This is a genomic window from Paraflavitalea devenefica (assembly GCF_011759375.1).
GTDB lineage: Bacteria > Bacteroidota > Bacteroidia > Chitinophagales > Chitinophagaceae > Paraflavitalea > Paraflavitalea devenefica.
Window position 1 is genome coordinate 1,368,579 of sequence record NZ_JAARML010000002.1, and the last position, 20,619, is coordinate 1,389,197.

A 20,619-nucleotide genomic window follows, 5' to 3' on the forward strand; every position below is an offset into this window, starting at 1 on the left:
TTTAAGTATGGCAACAAAGGTTTTTATCAATCTGCCCGTAAAAGATCTGAACAAGTCAAAGGCTTTCTTTGAAGGTCTTGGTTTCAGCTTCAATCCACAATTTACTGATGAAAATGCAGCGTGTATGGTGATCAGCGAAACTATATACGCCATGCTGCTGACGGAGTCCTATTTTAAGACCTTCACCAAAAAGGAAATCAGTGATGCCCGCAAAAGCACAGAAGTGTTAATCACATTGGATGCTGCTTCCAAAGAAGAAGTGATCGGTATAGTAGCCAAAGCAAAAGCATTGGGTGCTACTATGTACAGTGAACCGCAGGACCTTGGGTGGATGTATCAGCACAATTTTGCCGACCTGGATGGTCACCAATGGGAGTTTGCTTACATGGACGAAACCCAATTACCGGGCTAACAAAACTATGTAATAAGATAAGCGCCGGGTTCTGTTATTTCATTGGCAGGGGTGTTTGCCTCTTCTTCCCTGGGTTATATGATCGGCAGGTATTTAGGGCCGCACACCGTCGATAAATTCGTTGGTAAAAAGATACAGCAAAAGGTTGGTACCTTTATTAAAAAGTATGGCGTGCCGGCCATTGCTATTACGCGTCTTTCTTCGTTATCCAATGACTCCCTCAGTTTTGTGACAGGTATTTTGAGAATGAACTACACCAAGTACATACTGGCCACCTTGTGCGGCATCACGCCCCTGATCGTTTTACTGGCGATCTATGGTGAAAATGGTAAAATAGAAAAAGCCCTGTATTGGATAGCAGGTGCATCAGTACTGTTTTTGATTGCCTACATCTTCATTGACAAACGGAGAAAAAGAAGAAAACAGCAAGGGGCGTCAGGTCGTACCAAAAGGCCAGCATCAACGGCATGATCTATTGCCGGATCATATCGGTTACACTGTTGCAGGTATTGGAAAGCGCCTTGTCCGACTGCAGGTAATCAGTATAGAACTGATCGAAATCAGCCTCTTTGATCTTATTGGCCAGGGCGGTTTGCTTAAAAACATCCAGGGTAATAGCTTCCCGGGGAGCTTTTTTGATAATGTCTGAGAGAATCCTGTAAGTTGTTTTTTGTCCGAATTGCTTTTCAAAGCATAATAATAAAAGCGGACCATACATATACCGGTAGCCATTATCAATTTCATTGGCGGCCGTGATCCGGGCAAGGGGCGGGTATTTTTTATCTTGTATTTGTGTAACATATTCGCGGATCCGCTGGTGATAAAAGCTGGTATCCGTAAATGCTTCTGCCGCTTTCAGGGAGAGATATTCTGTAGCCGATTCAAGCCAGAACCAGAACCAGCGGCCTGCAGTGCCATTAAAATAGTAGTGCGCCAGTTCATGAGCAAAAAAGGCAGTATTCTTATTGTCCAGCTTGCCGGCCGGGGTGATCAACGTAGTGAAATTAACCCCTGCATAGGCAAAGCTGGGGAAAACTGTAAATCCCCAGGCGCGTCCAGGTTTGAAAGGTTCCACTGCCTGGTGGGAGATGATGTAGATGCCGCCTTCATAGGGAAGTTTTAATTTTTCTGCATAAAAAGCTTTTAATTTATCCAACTCCCGGAAAAGCGTCTGTGCAGTACCTGTATCTACGGTAGCATTCAACAGGTAGTTCCTGCCGGACTGCAAGAAATCGTAATCACCGGCAAATAAAAGCAGTGGCACGGCTGTTTGGGAAATCAAATGGGCCGGCCGTTCCTGCCGCGGCGGACATCCGTTGATAAACACCGTTCTGGCATCCTCGGTATACACGGTAATATCATACGTGTACTTGTCAAGCAGCCGGTCATTGCTTACATCATAGATCACCGGATACCATTTGCTTTGTTCTGTTGCCCGCAGTGTTTTTCCGTTCAGTGCAATGAAGCCTTTATAGTCGAAGCTATTCAGGGTATCGCTGTATACCGGGAAAGCTCCTTTGTATTGGATGCTGAAAGCTGGGGGAAGAAAAGGGAAACTGTCTTTTTTGTTTTTCATCAGGTAGTAGCCAATGGCTTCCCCGTTTATTTTACCATTGTAATACCCGTCATAGTGTAATACCTGTCCGCTGTCGGACGTACAATACCGGATATTCATGCCCCGGTTAAGCATGATTTTGTATTCTTTTAGTGGAGGCAGGTTGGAAAGCCGGAAGTTGCAGTCAATGAGCCCATCGCTCATTTTGATATGGACCGTGCCCTGGATATGGGGTTGCGTTTGAGCTGTAGCCTGCAATAGGGTAAAAACAAGGGTCAGAATGCCAATAATTTTCATAAGTACTATGCGTCTTTTCTTTTAATGTTTGCCTGATAGCCAGCCAATAGGATCTTAGCTATACACTTTTGCAGCAATAGACGCCAGTTATAGATAAATGTTGCAGAAAGACTCAAAGCGTTTTAAGGCTCAGCAATAGTATTGTTATTTCATTAAACCCTTTAATGGTAGCATAATCGATGGCTTTCTGCTCCCGGCTATTCACCACGGTAGTATCTGCTCCCTGCTCCACCCAGGCAAGGTAGCCATTCATGCTCTCCGTATTACCGGATACCGGTTGACTGAAATTCACGTTCACGCCATTGTCCAGGAACAGGCTTACGATCTCTTTCTGGTTGTTGGCGCAGGCATACCAAATGGGTGAAAGCCCTGTTTTGGAACAGGGGCTCGAATATTTGCCGGGTTTCGTAGCCGTGCAAATTGCGGGGAAGTTTTTCTCCCTGCCGGATAAGCGCTGCGGCTTCCTCCAGGCTGCTCTTCATCAGCGCGGTTAACAATGCATTCATCTTGGGGCAGATAAGATTTGTCTGGTTATAAAAAGGCTAAAGACAATCAATCTTAGTGCCAATTATCATTTTAAGGAAATAGTAACTTACACTTTATCCTTCACCCATTGTTGGGTGGCCTCTACCAGTAGTGACAGGATATCCTTCTTGCCTGCTTTGAACATATGATCAGCCCCTTCTATTTTCACCAGCGTGGCTTTTTTCAGGGAGGAGCAAACGCCTTCAATCAGTTTCCATTCAGCCAGGGCATCTTTGGTACCCTGCAGGAAAAGCATCGGCGCTTTTACCTCCTTCAGGTGTTCTGCCCTTTCCGTGGCAGGTTTTTTGGCAGGGTGGAGGGGGAAGCCGTAGAAGATGATCCCTTTGACTTCCTTGCGCGGATGGGCCGATAGATACTGCGAAGACATACGTCCGCCGAAAGATTTACCGGCAGCAAACAATGGCAGGGAAGGAAATAATTCCTGCGCTTTATTAATAGCTGCTTCAATTGTTTGATGCGCCACTGCCGGTGTATCGGCCCTTCCTTTTTTGTGTTCGGTAAATGGGAAATTGAAACGCACCGTGCCAATGCCTGCTGCTGCAAGCTGGGTGGACAGTGCTACCATAAACGAATGATCCATGCCGGCGCCTGCACCATGCGCCAGCGTGAGGATGCAGGTGGCTTTGGCAGGCACCATGCTTTCGGCTGAAACTTTGCCAATTTCAGGCGATACCTGTATGGAGAATGCTTGTGTGCTCATAGTGATAACCGTAATTCAGTAATAGTATACTAAGTTAAACCACCGGCGGCACATAATTTATTTTTCCTTTCTTTCCAACCTTTACAGCTAATGATCCTCTTATTAACGTGGCCTCTGACCGGAAGTAAATATACTCCCCCTTATAAATTGAAATATGAAATATATGAAATGGACTATTATGATCCTGTTCGCTATCTGTTCTGTATCTAACCTCTTTGCTCAACCCACGAAATACCTGATAAAAGCAGGTAAATTTTTCGACAGCGAAAAAGGCGTGTTTACTACCAATATGGTGATCCTTGTGAATGGTCCGATGATCGATACTGTCAAAGTGGAAAAAGATCTCACCGCAGCCGATCGCAACAGTTATCCTCAGGTCATCGATCTTTCTGCTTACACAGTAATGCATGGCCTGATAGATTGCCATACGCACCTGCTCTATAAGGAGTTTGTTTATCCCAATCGCCGTACTGGCAGCCTTGACCTGTTAAGAGAGTTGGAGATGGATGGAGATGCCTACCGTGCATTGTATGGTGCTGCCAAAGCGAAAGCCTACCTGGAGAACGGGATCGTTTGGGTACAGGACCTGGGCAATTCCGGCAGCTTCGCGGATCTCGCCTTGCGTAAGGCGATTCGAAACGGGTTGGTAGCAGGTCCCGATATGAGTTGCTCCGGGCCGGGGCTGGCTACTGAAGGCGGTCAGTTGCCAGGTCTTATTTATAAGTATAGGGATATTGTTAGTGATGAATACCGCATTATAAAAGGAGTGGATGACGCTATCCAGGCGGTCAGGGAGCATCTGAACCAGGGTGTGGATGTCATTAAGATCTATTCAAACAACACTCCCAATGTTACGAAGATGCGCATAGAAGAGATCGCCGCTATTGCGAAGGAGGCACATCGTCACGGGCGTAAAGTGACCGCGCACGCCTCCGATAATGAATCCGTATGGAATGCCGTAACAGCAGGTGTGAACGGCATTGAACATGGTTATTCAATGGATGATAGCACGATGCAGTTGATGGCTTCCAAAAAGGTGAACTGGGTTGCCACCCTGGGCGATACGACAGGTTCCTGGAAATTTTCTTTGACCAGTTGGCCGGAGATGAGCGCGGCAGATCGTGCAAGGGGCATCTATAGACGCTTTAAGAGAGATTCAACGCTCTTGCAAAGGGGAATCAAAAACGGGCTGACCATCGTATGCGGCAGTGATGATTACCTCGACAATGGTAAGCCCCCTGGAGAAGCGACCAAGCATGTACTCATCGGCTATGTGGAAAAGGGCATGTCGATACCTGCCGCCTTACAAACAGCTACGGTGAATGCTACCCGCCATATAGGCATCAGGAATGCCACAGGGTCGATCAAACGGGGGCAGCCTGCTCATATCGTTGCTTTTGGCGGCAACCTCGATAAGGATATCCATGAACTGCTCAAGACTGCTTTTGTCATGAAATGGGGGAAGATATACATCAATATTTCAGACCCTCGTCTACCAGCAAATCGATAGGAAAGCTCAATTAGGTGGATCCGCGGGTGTATTGGAATTGTTATCCCGTTCAACGAACGGATAAGGCAGGTAATTCCGCTTACGTTCTGCCAGTGGGCGCTCCAGGCGCCGCTGGTCCTGCAGCCGCAATCCCGACATATAGAGTTCGATACTGCGGTTACGGTATATTTCGGTCAGCAAGGCTGCCTGCGTAATAGCACCGACATAGACAGGCTGATCAGCTCCTACGCCAAAGGGATCATCGGCTGGCTTTTTGGTCAGCACCTGGTTGAGGTATACGATGGCATTGGGCAGGTTGTTTTGCCGGGCGGACGCCTCGGCTTTGATCAGCATCATTTCACCGGGTAGATAAAGCGGCCATCCGGAGGCGGAGGCAGCCGCAAATCCATTAATACGGAATCGCTGCGCCGAAGTTGGATTGACGGTAATATAAAACGGTACGCGTTTATCCGTGAGGCTGGGCGCCAGCGCCGGTGGCAATCCCATCGTGGAATCGATCGGCTGGTACACGTTGTTGGTAGAAGTGGCTGTTTCCCAGATAGGGTTCAGCGTGATGGCGTCGAAATTAAAGGTTGATTTTATAGTGAGGTTTACTGCATTGGCTTCTGTGAGGGCAAGGGCATTGTTGCCCACATTCAAGGCGTACCTTGCTTTCAATGCGTGTAAGGTGTTTACGATATCTATGCCGGCCGGAATATTGGCCAGGAATTGGGCGCTCATGGGATTGGCAGCAATAACCACCAGGGCATTATCCAGTATGCCGATGGCTTTTGTAAAGGCTTCGGCGCTGGTAATGAAAGTAACATTGGCACCTATGGTATCCGGTACATGGTCCCAATTCATGGCCAGGTTGCCGATGGCCAGGGCTTTGAAGAGGCTGGCATAAGCGATCAGGCCGCTGGCATATCCTTTGTCGGCCAAAGCAGGTGCATTCCTAAGCACGTTGTTGGCATCGAAGATGATCTTATTACTGTTGATCCACAAGTTAGCCAGGATGGTATTGGTTCCATCAACGGCAGTGCCTCCCAGGAACAACTGGTACTCTGCGGTATTGCCCTGGTTAATGATGTTGAGTTGCCGGGTGACGAATCCGTCTGTTGTTATTTGGGTGTACAGCGAACTGGCACGCTGGAAAGTGTATACCCTTTGCAGCCCCACTGCTACGCCAGTCAAACCACGGGAAGTGGTCAAAGCATCGTCTACCGGTGCTTTGGATGGATCGGTATAGTTCTTTTTGCAGCCCACTGTCTGTATCAGCACCAGGGCCAGGAAAAAAACAGCGGATAGTTTTATATTGATCAATTTCATACAAATAAAATTTAAGTATTAGAACTTAGCAGCTACAGAAAGACTGAAAGTGCGTGGAATAGGAACGGTGCCAAAATCAACGCCGCGCAACACGGTACTTTGTCCGCCGGAATTCACTTCAGGATCATATCCCTTGTAATCATCCCAGGAGAACAGGTTGCGGCCACTGGCGCTGACCGTCAGGTCACTAAAGATTTTCAGTTTGCCGAAGCGGTAGCTCAATGAAATCTCCCGCAGCTTCACGAATGAACCATCATCCACACGCCATTCTTCTATCTGGTACACGCTGTTAATATAGCCGCGGGGCAACTGACCCAGGTGTTCCTGTTCGGCCACTTTACCATTGCCCACGCCCTGCCTTGTTCTGAAATCGGCATTCCATACATCCACACCCTGTACCGCATCGAACTGTACGCGCAGTCCGAACTTTTTATAGCTTACCTCATTGACCAGGGTAGCTGTGTAATCGGGATTGGGATCACCAATCACTTTCCGTAAAGGCGTGCCGGTGGGCAGGCCATTGGCATCACGCTGGGTGGTATAACCCAATGGACCATTTTGCGTGCCTCTTTCCAGTTGCGGAAATCCCGCTGCATTTTTGATCTGGCCGCCATTGGCATCGAGCGCGAAAAAAGTGCCATAGAAAACGCCAATGGGCTGTCCTTCCAGTATGGCTACGGGCGCGCCGGCAGTGGTGCTCAACAAGGTCAATGCCTGTCCTATTTCCAGCGCTTCATTCCGGTTGTGGTTGTAAATACCGGTTATATCCCAGCGCCAGTCTTTGTTTTTAACGGGTGTACCGGTAAGCACTACTTCGAAACCTTTGTTCTCCAGCGAACCGAGGTTGTCGAGGAAGCTGGCGTAGCCGTTGGTAGGCGCAATCACGCGACTGATGAGCAGGTCATTTACTTTTTTGATATAATAATTGAACTGCAGGCCGAGCCTGTTGTCAAAAAAGGAAAGGTCAGTACCCAGCTCTAACTCTTTTTGGCGCTCCGGCTTAATATCGGGATTGACCAGTTGGGCGTTGCTAAACAGGGCGATCCGGCTCAGGAAAGCAATGGTATTATAGGCGTTGAACCGTGCGTAGGGAGCAATGCCGGTGAGGTTGCCCGATTCGCCGTAGGCAATCCTCAGCTTGGCCAGGTTCCACCATTTTGCGATCGATAGCTTGTTCCACCACTCCGTTTCAGACAGCACATAACTGCCACTTCCTTTTATATACACCTGGTTGCGCTGGTCTTCTCCAAACACGGAGGAGCCATCCAAACGTACTGCGCCTGTTACAAACAATTGGTTGCGGTATTTAAAGTTCTGTTGCAGGTACACACCGGAAACAGACAATTCGGTGCGCTCATCGGAGCCGGGCAGCAGTGTGCTGGCCGCATTGACGGTTTCCACAAAAGGCGCCAGTCCCCTGCCATGCAAGAGCGTATAACCATTCTTTTCATATTGCATCGAATAGCCTGCCTGCGTAGTGCTGGCAATGTCATCGTTGATGTCGAACTGGTAGGTGCCGTTCAGCTCATGGTTGATCTGGAAGAAATTGTTGGTAGCGGCACTGGCATAACCATTCAGCGCCACCGACAGATCGGGGCCTCCGCCAAAGAAAGCCGTGCTTACGTTATAAGTATACGGCGGCATGGTGGTAGTGCCACGCTGTGCATAGTTGTCAATACCCAGTGTATAATCGACCGTCAACCCTTTTGCCGGTCTTAACTTTAACGAAGTGCTGGCTATAAGGCGGTTGGTTTCCTGCCGTTGTTTGAAGTCTTCCATGACCGATACAGGGTTCACGCGGCCGCGTTCACCTACTGCCTGTAGGTTGCCGAAGATATCGCGCTGCCAGATGTTGTGGAAGTTACCAATGATGGTAACGGCATTCATGGGAGAGAAAAAGGAGTTGCCATCCGGTTTTTCATTGGCGAGGCTGTTGATGTAATTTAGGCCCACACTCATGCTGGCCCATTTGGTGATTTCCTGGTCGAGGTTCAACCGGAAACTGAAGCGGCGGAAATCGGTATGATTAATAATACCCTGGTTGAAGAAATAAGAAGCGGAAGTATAATATTTGGTTTTATCCTTCCCTCCACTGACCGATACATTGTTATCGGTACCCAGCCCGGTGCGGAAGATATAGTCCTGGTAGTCATAACGGGTTACATTGGTTGTATTGGTGGGCAGGGCGGGAGGTGTACCTACTGCCGTGATGATGTCTTGCGTTAATGCACCGGGGCCATCGGTGGGTCCGCCAAACTTCACCGGCGCCTGGTTTACATCGAGCTTTTTGCGCAGCTCGCTGACCAAAATGCCGGTAGAAAAGCTCACCACCGGTGCGCCGGTACTGCCTCTTTTGGTAAAGATCTGTACCACACCGGCATTGGCCCTTGATCCATAAATGGCGGCAGCAGCAGCGCCGTTCAGCACTTCCACCCGTTCAATATCGGCCGGGTTGATGTCGGCCATACGGCTTTGGCCAACCGTACCTACAAATAAGTTACTGCCCGTATTATTAGTGGTGGTGTTGGGCGCATCGTAGGTGTTTTGGGTATTGGTGACGCGGTTGGTGGCATTGTTAACAATAACGCCATCTACAATGTACAAAGGCTCGGAAGAGCTGTTGACGGAACTGATACCGCGCAGCCGCACAGAGATGCCGCCGGCAGGATCGCCGGAGTTTTGGATGATCTGGGCGCCGGCAGTTTTACCCTGTAAAGCCGCCAGCACATTACTGGTAGCGCCTTTGTTGATGTCATCCGCTTTTAGCGTGCTGATGTAACTGCCCAGTTGCCGGCGGGTGGTACCTTGTGAGGTACCGGTTACGATCACTTCATCGAGGCCCAGTACATCTTCCACCATGGTTACCTGCTGGGTGTAGGTGGTGGCGTTACCGATCTGAAGCGTACGCTCCACGGCTTTAAATCCCACGCCCGAAAATTCCAGGGTATAACTCCCGGGTTTCAGGGGAGCCGTTACACTGAAGTTCCCGGCGGCATCGGTAGCCGTACCATAGGTGGTATTTTTAACCGATACTGAAATGCCGTTGAGGGCCTGGTCGTTAGGCCCGGTCACTTTACCGCTGATGGTAACCTGGGCCATTGCCAGCAGGGCGATGAGGTTACTGATCAGGAACAGGCCAATAACCCGTAAAGGCCGGCCATGCATTGATAAAGGTGCAGTCATAAACCTTTTTTTTGAATGAATAATAGCGGGTAGGGAGGCGGGGTTGGGAGTGGTTGGAAGAGTAGTATCATGCCGGTGTTACCGTATGTACACTTTAAATTACGTGAATCTATTTGATATTCAATATAAATACGGCAATTTCAAGGTACAAGACAAGACGGGTGCAAGATTTTGCAGGTTAGGTATTTGGTGGAGTTGTTTTTGGTGGTGATGCCTGCACAGGTGGGATGGTCTGTCAAAATTTACATGATATAGTAGGTTCTTGTATCAGGCTTCGTGGTAGCAGCCGCTTCTCCTAATAGCTGCCTGATATCTCTTTCTACAGTCATCGCGATCTCCGTAATGGGTACATCGCTGGGCCTGTTTCTGAAGGGATCCTGCAGGTGATAGGCGACCTTTTCAATGAGAAAGAAACCAGCGGAGATCAGGAGCAGCAGTGGTGCTACTAAACGGTTATCGATGTCTTTCAGGGAAATGGCCAGGGTGACGACAAAGAGGTAAATGATGAAATGAAGGACCAATCGATAAGAAGACGGGAAAATTGTGCTGTTAATCCTTTCCACGCTTCCCATCGAATCGGTGAGGCGGATAATAGTTTCCTGCAGATGGATATGCGCATGTACGTCAAGTATTTTGCGCAGGCGGAGTTCCTGCAGGTCCCTGGAGGTAGTTTGCAATAAGAAAAGCGGCTGGTTGTTTTGCTTAGCCGCTTCTGCCAGTTCGGCGACGGGAAGCAGGTGTCCGATATTTTGCAGGGTATCGAGCTTGCGTAATGATCTTCCCAGTATATACCCCCACGCTATTTGCCGGTAGCCGATCTGCTTTATTGCCTGGGCCTGTCCGGCTCCCATAAAAGTTTGTAACTGGATGATCAGGCTCCTGGAATCATTCAGGATACCTCCCCATATTCTTCTTGCCTCCCACCACCTGTCGTACGACTGGTTCATCTTAAACGAAAGAAGTACCGATATAGAAGTACCTAAAAATGCCGGAATAGCCAGTGGCATGACCGGTAGAGCACTCATAAATTCAATGGCTCCAAAATGAGTGGCCAATCCGACGCATAAAACTATTATCAACTCATATTTGATGATGCCGAATGAATATTTAATGGGAATACTTGATTCGAGTAACATAGATTTAATTCATGTAATGTAGTCCTATTTGCCGGATACCCTCCATTTATCAGGCAAAAGTGTGAATCATGTGATTTAATCCCGGAATCATATAACCCTCTTTTGGGCAAATTGTATCACCTTTGGCCAGGTATCACATTATTCATTTGCCCGGCGTGATATGTCTAAAGTAACTTTTAATAACAGCAACCGCCTGTTTTATCAGGCCGTTAAAAAGTCAGTGGATGCCTACTTTCAAAGCAACCGGCTCAGAAAAACCGGCAACTGGAAGCTGTATATGAAAGCATTCATACTAATACCGGTTGCCATGGGCCTGTATGGCTACCTGCTATTGGGGCACTATCACTGGCTGGCCGGCATCCTCCTGGCGGCCCTGTTGGGATTGTCGCTGGTATGCATCGCTTTCAATGTAATGCATGATGCCTGCCATGGCAGCTATTCCCGCAAAAAATGGGTGAATGAGCTCATGGGCCTTAGCATGAATGTTTTAGGCAGCAACGCTTTTATATGGAAGATCAAGCACAACATCATCCACCACACCTATACCAATATCGATGGCATCGATGATGACCTGGCCAACAGTTCCCTGTTAAGGATGTGCAACACCCAGCAATGGAAACCCATCCACCGGTTCCAGTTCATTTACATGTATCTCCTATATGCCATCAGCACGCTTGCCTGGATGTGGGGTACGGATTTTGTAAAATATTTCTCCAGGAAGATCCATCATACACCGATCAACCAAATTGATCTCCATCAGCATATCGTTTTCTGGACCAGCAAATTGTTGTACCTGTTCTTTTATGTGGCGGTGCCTATATATTTCATCGGGTGGCAATCATGGCTGGCCGGTTTCCTGGTTATCCATGTGGTAATGGGTCTTAGTTTATCCATCGTATTTCAACTTGCGCATGTAGTAGAAAAAACAACCTTTGAAGTCATTGCGGAAAAGCCCAAAGTGATAGCGTCGGAATGGGCTATCCACGAAGTAAGTACCACGGCTGACTTTGCTCCCAAAAACAAAGTGATCAGCTGGCTGGTGGGTGGGTTGAACTTTCAGATAGAACATCACCTCTTCCCACAGATCAGCCATGTGCATTATCCGGCATTGAGTAAAATAGTCCGGCAGCAATGTGAGCTGTTTGGACTGCCCTACAATTTCTACCCCACCATGAGGCAAGCCATCTACTCGCATGTACGCCTCATGAAACAATTGGGGCGTTCTCATGCCCCCTGATGGATGCCACTCGTTTTTTATTGTTTTAAAGGAGGTTAAAAAATAACAACTGCTCAGCTCCCGCCAGAGCAGTTGTTCGCTCATCATGGCTGTTATAAGATGTAGGTATTTAACAGACTGCAAAATTCATCCCTTCTTCCTTCGTAACCACTTTGAATGGTCGTTAAGATCATTTAAAAGGGCCAGGATAGAAATCCAGCCCGTTTTTTAATCCAATATCCTATGAAAAACCGATCTAAAGGTAGATGGTTGATTGATAGCGGTTGTTATTGAATGACATATTTCTTTTATATAATTCACACATGGTCTCCCTGGCAGCCGGTTAACGGGCAGCATTACCTGATACCGCTGTTCACAATTGCCGGCTGGTCAATCGCCTGGTCATTTACCAGGCGATTGTTTTTTTGGGGGCTGGTTTCAAAAATCCGAGCGTGATGGACGGCTAAAGGCTAAAAAACGGCACCCCCGGTATTGCATACTTCTTCATACCCGCTTCGTTGAAGCTGAACCTGGAATTATGGGTATGCCGGTGGGTTTTAGCCGATGGAGGGAGATGGCAGAAGAGGCGGGGAAGACTGGTAGTGAGTGGGGGAAGGGGTATGGCAGGTAGCTGCCTGGTACCTATGGGGGTACTATGTGATGAGGATCTGGTATTGAGGAGGGTCTCGGTAAAGTCTCGATAAGGTCTCGACAATGTCTCGAAAAGGTCTCGATAAGGGTGGCAATCCAGGTGGGAATTTTTACCGTAAGTATTGGTAGGGGCGAGCGCCCTGTATGTAAACTTTATTCATAATCAATTAATTCCAATTTTTATGGCAAAATCAACATCCCGTCTCTTCAAGTTCCAGGGAACTATTGAAGACCTTACCTTCGTGAACAGCAAGCGCTACAAGCCGCATGTCCGCGCCCGCAAGAACTCCAAAAAACCTTTCGTGATGACGGCCGCTTTGGCCGAAAGCAAGAACCGCCTGCAGGAATGTAATAATTACCTGCAGCCTGTATTCCAGGCTTTGCGTACCGAAGTGTATCATGGCTCCCTTTGGTCGCGACTGGTAAAAGCACTTTTTGCCAGGTTAAAAGCCGGCGGGCCGTTGGGCCTGACCTGCCTGCAAGGCTTTGACTGTAATTTACAACATAAGCTGTCGGAATTGTTCACCCGCGGTTATGATTTTTCTGCAACCCAAGAACAAAACCAATTGCGTGTACGGGTGTTGTTACGCCAGCATCCGGCCGTCAATGACGATCTGCCGCGGACGGGTTACCAGGTGCGCCTGGTGGCTATCTTCCCGGATGCAGAAAACGGCGCCACGCATAAGGAAGTGGTGTTGGGTCCGCTGACGAAATATGACGCCGCGTTGGAAGCGGTGGAACTAATGGTGCCCCTGCCGTCGGCTGAAGCGCCCGGTATGTTGTTGCTGGGCATGACGACGCACCTGCAGGGGTTGGGCGCCTGGGAGGTCATGAGTGATTCGGGGATGAAGGTGATGTGGGTGCAGTGAGGGTGAATAGATTGAATTGTTAGAATTTTCTAACGACAATGACACCAAGGATAATAAGGATTATTCCCAGCAAACGCCATGCATTAAAAGAGTGTTGTTCTGCTACCAATACATTGTAATGATCCAGTAGAACAGCGATAATAACCTGTCCTGCTACTACAAGGCCGAAAGTGAGTGCCATGCCAATCCGGGGTAATGCCAGCATGGTCGCTGTTATGTAAACGGCCCCGGTAAGACCGCCCCCTAACCAATAGTAAAGGGGTGTGGACCTTAGCCCAGCCCAGGAAACAGAGTCTTTTGTAAATGGCAGGTATAATGCAACCGCAAATGCCCCGACGATGAAGGAAAACAATGAGGCGAATAACGGACTGTCAATTGACTTTCCAAACCGGGCGTTCAATCCCGCCTGCAGGGGCAACAAGGCGCCAGCGATAAAAACGATGATGAACCATACTGCTTTCATGAGCTAATTTTAAGGATTAATACAGTAGTCCTTGATCAATGAAAAAGCCCTTTCATTACTTGCATATACCAGCTCACGGGGCTTTTTGTAAATAAGACTACCTTACATTTCTTTCATTTGCTTTTTTACTTTTCCTTTTGCGGTCACCTTTCTGTCAAGAAAATCCCTGATCGTTGCCCCGATCTCGTCGCCGAAACTTTCGAGAGCGAAATGTCCTGTAGGATACAAGTGAAATTCAAGGTTCTTTACGTCCTTCTTAAATGCCTCGGCACCAATACCTGGAAAAATGTAATCATCCTTACCATACACGATCAACATCTCCGGATTTTTCGTGCGCAGGTATTCCTGCCATTTGGGGTATTGTTTTACGTTATTCCGGTAATCATAAAACATCGCGATCTGGATGTCGTCATTTTCAGGGCGCTGCAGGTGCCGGAGGTCTATTTCCCAGTTGTCTGGGGATACAAGGCTCGCATCCGGAACATTGTGTGTGTATTGCCATTTCAATCCGTCGGGATTATGAAAAGCCTGGCAGGCTCTGATAGCATCCTTGTCGTTCCTGTCTTTCCAAAGCGCCTTGATGGGATCCCAGAACGTTTCCAATCCTTCTTCATAACAACATCCGTTCTGTACAATAATGGTCTCAATCTTGTCTGGATATTTTGAAGCCAGTGTCCAGCCAATGGGAGCGCCGTAATCCATCAGGTAAAGGCTGAACTTTTCAATATTCAAGTGGTTCAGCAATCCTTCGATGAGCCTGGCGTAGTTTGCGAAACTGTATTCGAAATCGGCCATAGGGGGTTGTTCACTTCTGCCATAACCGGGGTAATCGGGCGCGATCAAATGGTATTTGTCCGATAAGTCGTTGATCAGGTTACGGTACATGTGTGAGGAGGTTGGATAGCCGTGCAACAATACCAGTACCGGTGCATCGGCGGGACCTGCTTCCCTGTAAAAGATATCCACACCGCTAATCTTCGCGAAGTGATAATGTGTTTCGTTTTTCATCATCTTTGTTTTTTTGTTATTATATTTTTTTCGTTAAGCCTATATCTCAGTTTGTTCACTTCAAAGCTCAAACCAATAATTTGATTTTTAAAATCACCCTACTAATAGGTTGTATCAAAAATGTAATAGGCGGGGTGTTCTGATCTTTAAATGTGAAGTGAGAAGGATCATTATAATTATAAGAGGACCTATAACTCAAGTTATTTGTCCGGTCACACACTACTCCTCAATTTTGTCATAGGTTTTATGTTGACACCCAGACTATGACCTTTTACTTGTTCCGTACCGAAAAGATCATTTAACAAAGCTTCACATTTATTCATCACTTTAATATTTGTTTACATGAAAAAGAAGATTTTGTTTATGGTAACCAGTGCTGATCTTATTGGACCAAAGAATCGTCGCACCGGAAGTTTGCTGACCGAGGTGGCCCACCCCTACGAAGCATTTAAAAAGCAAGGGTATGACATTGATATTTATAGTGTAAAAGGAGGTGAGGCCCCTATAGACATGGTTGAACTGGAAGACCCGGTTAATATTGCATTTCTCAAGGGTGACGGACCGGCGAAGATGAAAAACACCGCCCGTATCAAAGATGTATCAATAGATGGTTATGATGCTGTGTTCGTCCCTGGCGGGTTGGGGCCTGTTGTTGACATGACTGACAATCCTCCGGTGCAAAAAATCCTGGCCTCCATGTATGATAGTGGCAAGGTGGTGAGTGCTGTCTGCCATGGACCAGTGTCTTTGGCGAATGCTAAGCTGAAAAATGGTTCTTACCTGGTCAAAGGTAAAAATGTTACGGGTTTCAGTATCGCTGAGGAACTAAACTATGCAAAAGAAGATGTCTCGTTTGAACTGGAAGACCTTTTAAAAGAGCGTGGAGCTAATTATAGTGCTGTTGACCCATGGCAACCTCATAGTATTACCGACGGGAGACTGGTCACCGGGCAAAACCCGGCTTCAGCCCAGGGTGTAGCCGAAAAGGTGATCGCTATTTTAGAAGCTTAAGGATTTTACGACAGGGCTATTCGCCCCCTTCTTCCCGGGCAGGGGAGAAGGGACTGTAAATAGATTTATAACAACATAAACGAAGATCATGAAAAAACAGCAATCATTATTAGCATATATCGCGGGGGCAATATTGGTGTTTACGAGCCTGTCCGTCATATCTTTTACAGACGCATCCCGGCAGGTCTTGTCTTCTAAAGAAGAAGACAAACCAACGATTGTGTTGGTTCACGGCGCCTTTGCCGATGGTTCGTCCTGGAACAAAGTGATACCCATTTTGCAGAAAAAAGGATACCAGACGATCGCGGTGCAAAATCCGCTTACTTCTTTGGGCGATGATGTGGCATTTGTTGAGCGGGCTATGGCCGAAGTACAGGGAAAGGTAATACTGGTGGGACATTCGTGGGGAGGCGTTGTTATTACCCAGGCTGGCAACAACGAAAAAGTAAAATCATTGGTGTATGTTGCCGCTTACGCACCGGATGAGGGGCAGAGTATTGAAAGTATCAGCAAGGATGCCCACGAGGTGAGGAAGGTGCCCAATGTGCCAGGCCTGGCGGACCCCGTCGTTAGTGATGGTTATATCCGGCTTAAAGAGGAAACAGTGATCAACCATTTCGCGCAAGACCTTTCCCGGCAGGAAGCCAGGATCATTGCGGCTGGTCAGGGTCGTTTTCACGTTAGTACAATAACTGCCAAAGTATCTAATCCTGCGTGGAAAAACAAACCAAGTTTTTTCATCGTATCTGACAATGACCATATCATTTCGCCACAGGTGGAGAGCGAGATGGCTAAGAACATTCATGCCACTACTTATCATCTTCCTACAAGCCACGTTGCCATGTTGTCAAAGCCTGATAAAGTGGCCGAAGTGATCCTTAAAGCTGCCGGTGACAAATAGAAATCCTGGTAACAATAGAAAAATCAATGATCATGACAACAACTCCCGTTCATGTATTTGCCCGGTGGAAAGTGAAAGAGGGCAATAGGCAAACTGTTTTAAAACTGCTGCAAGAGGTACGTTCAAAAACCATCCGGGAAAAAGGGAACCTGTTTTATAAGATACATCAAAGCCAGGCAGATGCCAACACCCTGATCTTATTTGAAGGGTACGCAGATGCCGTTGCACAGCAAGCGCATACGAATGCCGATCATTTTAAAAGGGTGGTGGTTGAACAAATTGTTCCCTTATTGGAAGAGCGGGAAGTTACGTTGACTACACCCATCGGTGACTGACCTGGTATTCGTTTTATGCCTCCGCCTGCCGCAGCTATTGCGTATGTCAGGCAATGGAACAGGTATAAGGGCAACCTTAACCTGTTTTTTATTACCGGCACCTGGCAGTTTTAAAAATGCGGCGAAAATTGAATGAGGTGGTGATACCCTTTCTCAAACGGCGGTTGTTTGATGGAGGCTTGCAGGAATTGTATCACCGGCTCCAGCGCAGGATCTGTTAAATGATATTTGAATGCGTCCCAGTTGCGGAATTTCTTGAAGACGATGAACCTGTATTTATGGTAAGCTACCTGGCTAAGTTGAAAAAGCAGCACGCCCGGCTCATTCCGGAAAGCGGACAGGAGCACCTGGTTGATTGACCTGAAGTGATTTTCAGTACCTGCTTTCACATCTACCAATAACATGACGGTTATTGGCTGCTGATGGGCGGTTGGTGGATTCCCGGCAGCTTCTTTGGAAAGGAGTTCCAGGTCTTTCAGCAACATGGTCTCCACTGGCGATACCAACCCGATCTTTGTTAAAGCACTGACCACTTTTGCCGCATCGGTCCTCCTGTTCATTTTATAAAAGCTCCGGTCACTCCACCGTTCGATTGTCCACATAATGCCGGCATTTCCTTTTTCATAGTATGCTTCAGCCTGTATGTTGCCGGTTGCTCTCCCGGAACTAAAGATATATTCACTCAAGGCCTCCAGGAATTGATGCCGGCAGGAAGTTTTTACCTGGTATTGTGTTAACACCACCGTGATGGAACTATCCATGGCCCGGGCGTGTACACGCTTGTTCCAGGCACGCACCAGGTATAAGACGGCCATCCTCCATATGCTGAGCAGTTTCATTGCGATAGGTATTAGGAAAAGCAATCGTTTGATCAGGTAAATATGGCAAGAAGGACTCCACCGGAAAAATAAGCTGCGTCATAGGTGCTATTATTATTCTGATTAACAGCGGGGGTAAAGGCCGCATTGTAGCGTTTTTTCATTACCTTTCCCACAAGCCTGTTGGGAGCCGGCTTTTCTTATGGTTTTCCTAAAAAAGAAAGCTATGTTTAAGGTAGTGGTAGCCTATATCCTGTTCAGCCTGTTGATGTCCCTACACGGGCTATCCCAACCTTCACCCCCCTCCGCCATTCCCGGCTATACTTATCATCCACCGCATGAAGACAAATTATCCTGGCAACGATTGAATTTGTGGCTGAGCAGCACTTTCCTGGTTATTGTAAAGGAAGGGCAGGCCGATGCTGACAGTTGCCTGTATGCCGCCAGCCGCTCACTGGGCATAAGCCGGTTTTCCCTATTGGCTGAAGGGTTCGACGATCCTGACTTGTTTGGGCAATCAACATGGATTGACCGGCGGGACCCCGGCAAAGGCGTCCGCCTGCTTTCAGCAGCTAACGGTAGAAAACATTTGCAATTACTGCTATTACTGGGTGCGTATTATGCCTTTGAGCCCCATAGTTATGACAGGCACCGGGACAGTGTTGAATATTTTCTGACGAGGGCCCTCCATGAAAGTAAATCGTTGAAGGAGGAAAGGCTGGGCAGGCAGGCCCTTTGCCTGCTGGGTAAGGTATATATCCAGGGTAACGATAAAAGGGGCGATTCCCTCAGTGACGCATTGATCAATGAATGCAAGCGGGCAGGTGATCAAGAAACGGTCGCCAGGATATTGGCCTACCGCGGCATCTACAAACCTCCCACGCCTTCCACGCTGGAAAAGAAGGTGCTGGACCTGCAGGAAGCGGCAGCCTTATATCAAAGCACAGGCAATGCGGAAGGAGCCATCAATGTGTTGACTGACCTTGGTTATTTGCAGATCATTACCGGGCAGTTGCCTGCTGGTTACGAAAGTCACTTAAAAGCCTATAAGCTGGCCGAGGCTATTCATTATCCTTATACCCATTACAGTACGCAGGCGCTGGCCTCCGCTACTATTTACCAGGGAAAGTTTGGTGAGCCATTGCGGTATGTATATCAAACGATCAAGACGGCGGAGATCACCCGTGACAGTCTTGCCTGGGGTTATTTCTATACCAGCCTGGCGCTGCTGCTCAATTCAGAGGGCAGAACGAAAGAAAGTGCTGAGATGGCGCAGCAATCGGTAAAACGGTTTGTTGCTGACCGCAATACATCGGTATACAATATACTGAATGATGTGGTGGGGTATATGGGGGAGGAGGGGCGTGCAAAAGAAGCGCTGGCCCTTACGCAGGATATTGCCAATAAGGTGGGCTTCCCTGACAATTTTTCGGAGCAATTCTTTTATCACTTTGTGTTTTCCAACTGTTACCTGAATCTTGGCATGGCAGACCAGGCAGAGCTGCATATAAAAAAGCTGGACTCCCTGGAGGCCAAAGCCGCGGTTTTCAGAGGGCCGGTCAGGCAATCCGCCATCAATGCGCAGTTTGCACACCTGTTTGTGCTACGGAAACAATATCAAAAAGCCAGGGCGTATTTTGAAAGGCAAATCACTTCTCCCAGCCTCGATGAAGGCGTTTTGCCCAATAAACTGGTAACCTACCGCTGGCTGATCTTTATTGATTCTGCGCTGGGAGATCATGCGGCTGCGGTATCACATTACAAATCGTACACACAGTTGCTTGATTCCAACTTTAAAGTAACAAAGATAAGACAGGCGGAAGAACTCCAGGTAACCTACCAAATGAATGAAAAAGAGAACCAGATCAAATCGCTAACGCAGGAAGCAAAGCTTGAAAAGGCCAATTCGGAGAAAGCAGCCCTGGTAAGGAATTTAACGATTGCCGGCATTTTAGCCGTCCTGATCATTGCGGGTTTGTTATACCGGCAAAATCGCCTGAAACAGCGGAGTAATCAAGTGATTACCGGGAAGAACGAACAACTGCAGCAATTGCTTTCCGATAAGGAGTGGTTATTAAGGGAGATACATCACCGTGTGAAGAATAACCTCCAGATCGTTTTGAGCCTGCTGGATTCGCAGTCTGAATATATTAATAATGATGCTGCGCTTGCTGCTATTGAAGACAATATGCGGCGGGTGCATGCCATGGCACTGATACACCAAAAGCTTTATCAGTCGGACGATATTTCCACCATCTCCATGCCTGAGTATGTCCATGAATTGGTGAGCTATGCGCGTGACAGTTTTGATACCGGTAACCGGATAAGCTTTGAACAAGCTATTGAGCCGTTGGACCTTGACGTATCGCAGGCTATTCCACTGGGGCTGATCATAAATGAAGTGATCGTTAATGCTATTAAGTATGCATTTCCCGACGGGCGGAAAGGAGTTGTACGGATCCGCTTTTACCAGGACGGAGCTGATCATTTGGTCCTGCAAATAGCAGATAATGGTGTTGGTTTGCCGGCAGGACTTAATACAAAGGCGTCTACTTCACTGGGGCTTGACCTGATGAAGGGACTTGCCCGGCAATTGAATGGCAGCTTTGGCTTTGAGAATAATAACGGTCTGCATATTACTATCAGGTTTACCGTTCTCCGCCATCACTTTTCGCACCCATCTTTGACCAATTCTTAAGT

The 20,619-nt window shown here is 47.7% G+C and carries 19 protein-coding genes; 9 read left to right on the plus strand and 10 right to left on the minus strand.

All coding sequences use genetic code 11. From position 1 onward, the window contains the following. Positions 1-7: 7 nt before the first annotated feature. Together HB364_RS14990 and HB364_RS14995 are read left to right on the plus strand one after the other, a co-directional pair. Positions 8-412: a VOC family protein gene (locus HB364_RS14990; protein ID WP_167288991.1), complete on the plus strand. Its 405-nt coding sequence runs from the start codon at positions 8-10 to the stop codon at positions 410-412. Between the two features lie 36 nt (positions 413-448). Beyond that, a complete protein-coding gene (locus HB364_RS14995; protein WP_317170714.1) occupies positions 449-883 on the plus strand; it encodes a VTT domain-containing protein in 435 nt (144 codons plus the stop codon). A gap of 1 nt (position 884) precedes the next feature. On the opposite strand, the gene HB364_RS15000 is transcribed toward HB364_RS14995, so the two are convergent. From HB364_RS15000 to HB364_RS15015, 4 genes are all read right to left on the minus strand, one after another. After that, the gene (locus HB364_RS15000; RefSeq protein ID WP_167288995.1) at positions 885-2,264 is read right to left on the minus strand and encodes a gluzincin family metallopeptidase; all 1,380 of its coding nucleotides are present in this window, start codon (positions 2,262-2,264) and stop codon (positions 885-887) included. A 112-nt stretch (positions 2,265-2,376) separates the two neighbouring features. Then, positions 2,377-2,622 carry a hypothetical protein gene (locus HB364_RS33655; RefSeq protein WP_394353239.1) on the minus strand — a complete coding sequence of 82 codons (246 nt, stop codon included), beginning with the start codon at positions 2,620-2,622 and terminating at the stop codon, positions 2,377-2,379. Then, the gene (locus HB364_RS15010; protein WP_167288997.1) at positions 2,528-2,770 is read right to left on the minus strand and encodes a hypothetical protein; all 243 of its coding nucleotides are present in this window, start codon (positions 2,768-2,770) and stop codon (positions 2,528-2,530) included. The genes HB364_RS33655 and HB364_RS15010 overlap by 95 nt, the downstream gene beginning before the upstream one ends. Positions 2,771-2,856: 86 nt before the next feature. Next, positions 2,857-3,510: an alpha/beta hydrolase family protein gene (locus tag HB364_RS15015; protein WP_167288999.1), complete on the minus strand. Its 654-nt coding sequence runs from the start codon at positions 3,508-3,510 to the stop codon at positions 2,857-2,859. A 163-nt stretch (positions 3,511-3,673) separates the two neighbouring features. Between HB364_RS15015 and HB364_RS15020 the strand changes: the two genes are divergently transcribed. Beyond that, positions 3,674-5,020: an amidohydrolase family protein gene (locus HB364_RS15020; RefSeq protein ID WP_167289001.1), complete on the plus strand. Its 1,347-nt coding sequence runs from the start codon at positions 3,674-3,676 to the stop codon at positions 5,018-5,020. Between the two features lie 6 nt (positions 5,021-5,026). On the opposite strand, the gene HB364_RS15025 is transcribed toward HB364_RS15020, so the two are convergent. The 3 genes from HB364_RS15025 to HB364_RS15035 all read right to left on the minus strand — a co-directional run bounded on the left by HB364_RS15025 (position 5,027) and on the right by HB364_RS15035 (position 10,647). Then, complete coding sequence (locus HB364_RS15025) at positions 5,027-6,328, minus strand: RagB/SusD family nutrient uptake outer membrane protein (protein WP_167289003.1); 1,302 nt, start codon at positions 6,326-6,328, stop codon at positions 5,027-5,029. 18 nt (positions 6,329-6,346) lie between these two features. Further along, positions 6,347-9,511, minus strand: a complete 3,165-nt coding sequence (locus HB364_RS15030) for a SusC/RagA family TonB-linked outer membrane protein (protein WP_167289005.1) — start codon at positions 9,509-9,511, stop codon at positions 6,347-6,349. Positions 9,512-9,753: 242 nt separating this feature from the next. Continuing rightward, positions 9,754-10,647: a bestrophin family protein gene (locus HB364_RS15035; RefSeq protein WP_167289008.1), complete on the minus strand. Its 894-nt coding sequence runs from the start codon at positions 10,645-10,647 to the stop codon at positions 9,754-9,756. A 160-nt stretch (positions 10,648-10,807) separates the two neighbouring features. On the opposite strand from HB364_RS15035, the gene HB364_RS15040 reads away from it, so the two are divergent. Together HB364_RS15040 and HB364_RS15045 are read left to right on the plus strand one after the other, a co-directional pair. Then, complete coding sequence (locus tag HB364_RS15040) at positions 10,808-11,884, plus strand: fatty acid desaturase family protein (protein ID WP_167289010.1); 1,077 nt, start codon at positions 10,808-10,810, stop codon at positions 11,882-11,884. A gap of 812 nt (positions 11,885-12,696) precedes the next feature. Next, entirely contained in the window at positions 12,697-13,383 is a 687-nt protein-coding gene (locus HB364_RS15045; RefSeq protein WP_167289012.1) for a hypothetical protein, read from the plus strand. Between the two features lie 19 nt (positions 13,384-13,402). Here the strand turns inward: HB364_RS15045 and HB364_RS15050 are convergent, their stop codons facing one another. Next, positions 13,403-13,846, minus strand: a complete 444-nt coding sequence (locus tag HB364_RS15050) for a DMT family transporter (protein ID WP_167289014.1) — start codon at positions 13,844-13,846, stop codon at positions 13,403-13,405. A 102-nt stretch (positions 13,847-13,948) separates the two neighbouring features. Continuing rightward, positions 13,949-14,854: an alpha/beta fold hydrolase gene (locus HB364_RS15055; protein WP_167289016.1), complete on the minus strand. Its 906-nt coding sequence runs from the start codon at positions 14,852-14,854 to the stop codon at positions 13,949-13,951. A 342-nt stretch (positions 14,855-15,196) separates the two neighbouring features. On the opposite strand from HB364_RS15055, the gene HB364_RS15060 reads away from it, so the two are divergent. From HB364_RS15060 to HB364_RS15070, 3 genes are all read left to right on the plus strand, one after another. After that, on the plus strand, positions 15,197-15,865 hold the full coding sequence (locus HB364_RS15060) for a type 1 glutamine amidotransferase domain-containing protein (protein ID WP_167289018.1): 669 nt from the start codon (positions 15,197-15,199) through the stop codon (positions 15,863-15,865). An 88-nt stretch (positions 15,866-15,953) separates the two neighbouring features. Next, positions 15,954-16,766, plus strand: a complete 813-nt coding sequence (locus HB364_RS15065; protein ID WP_167289020.1) for an alpha/beta fold hydrolase — start codon at positions 15,954-15,956, stop codon at positions 16,764-16,766. A gap of 32 nt (positions 16,767-16,798) precedes the next feature. Further along, the gene (locus HB364_RS15070; RefSeq protein WP_167289022.1) at positions 16,799-17,101 is read left to right on the plus strand and encodes a putative quinol monooxygenase; all 303 of its coding nucleotides are present in this window, start codon (positions 16,799-16,801) and stop codon (positions 17,099-17,101) included. A gap of 110 nt (positions 17,102-17,211) precedes the next feature. Here HB364_RS15070 and HB364_RS15075 read toward each other — a convergent pair whose 3' ends face one another. After that, positions 17,212-17,940, minus strand: coding sequence for an antibiotic biosynthesis monooxygenase (locus HB364_RS15075; RefSeq protein WP_167289024.1), 729 nt, complete (start codon positions 17,938-17,940; stop codon positions 17,212-17,214). Between the two features lie 205 nt (positions 17,941-18,145). Between HB364_RS15075 and HB364_RS15080 the strand changes: the two genes are divergently transcribed. Further along, on the plus strand, positions 18,146-20,617 hold the full coding sequence (locus tag HB364_RS15080; protein WP_167289026.1) for a sensor histidine kinase: 2,472 nt from the start codon (positions 18,146-18,148) through the stop codon (positions 20,615-20,617). The last annotated feature ends 2 nt before the right edge of the window (positions 20,618-20,619 follow it).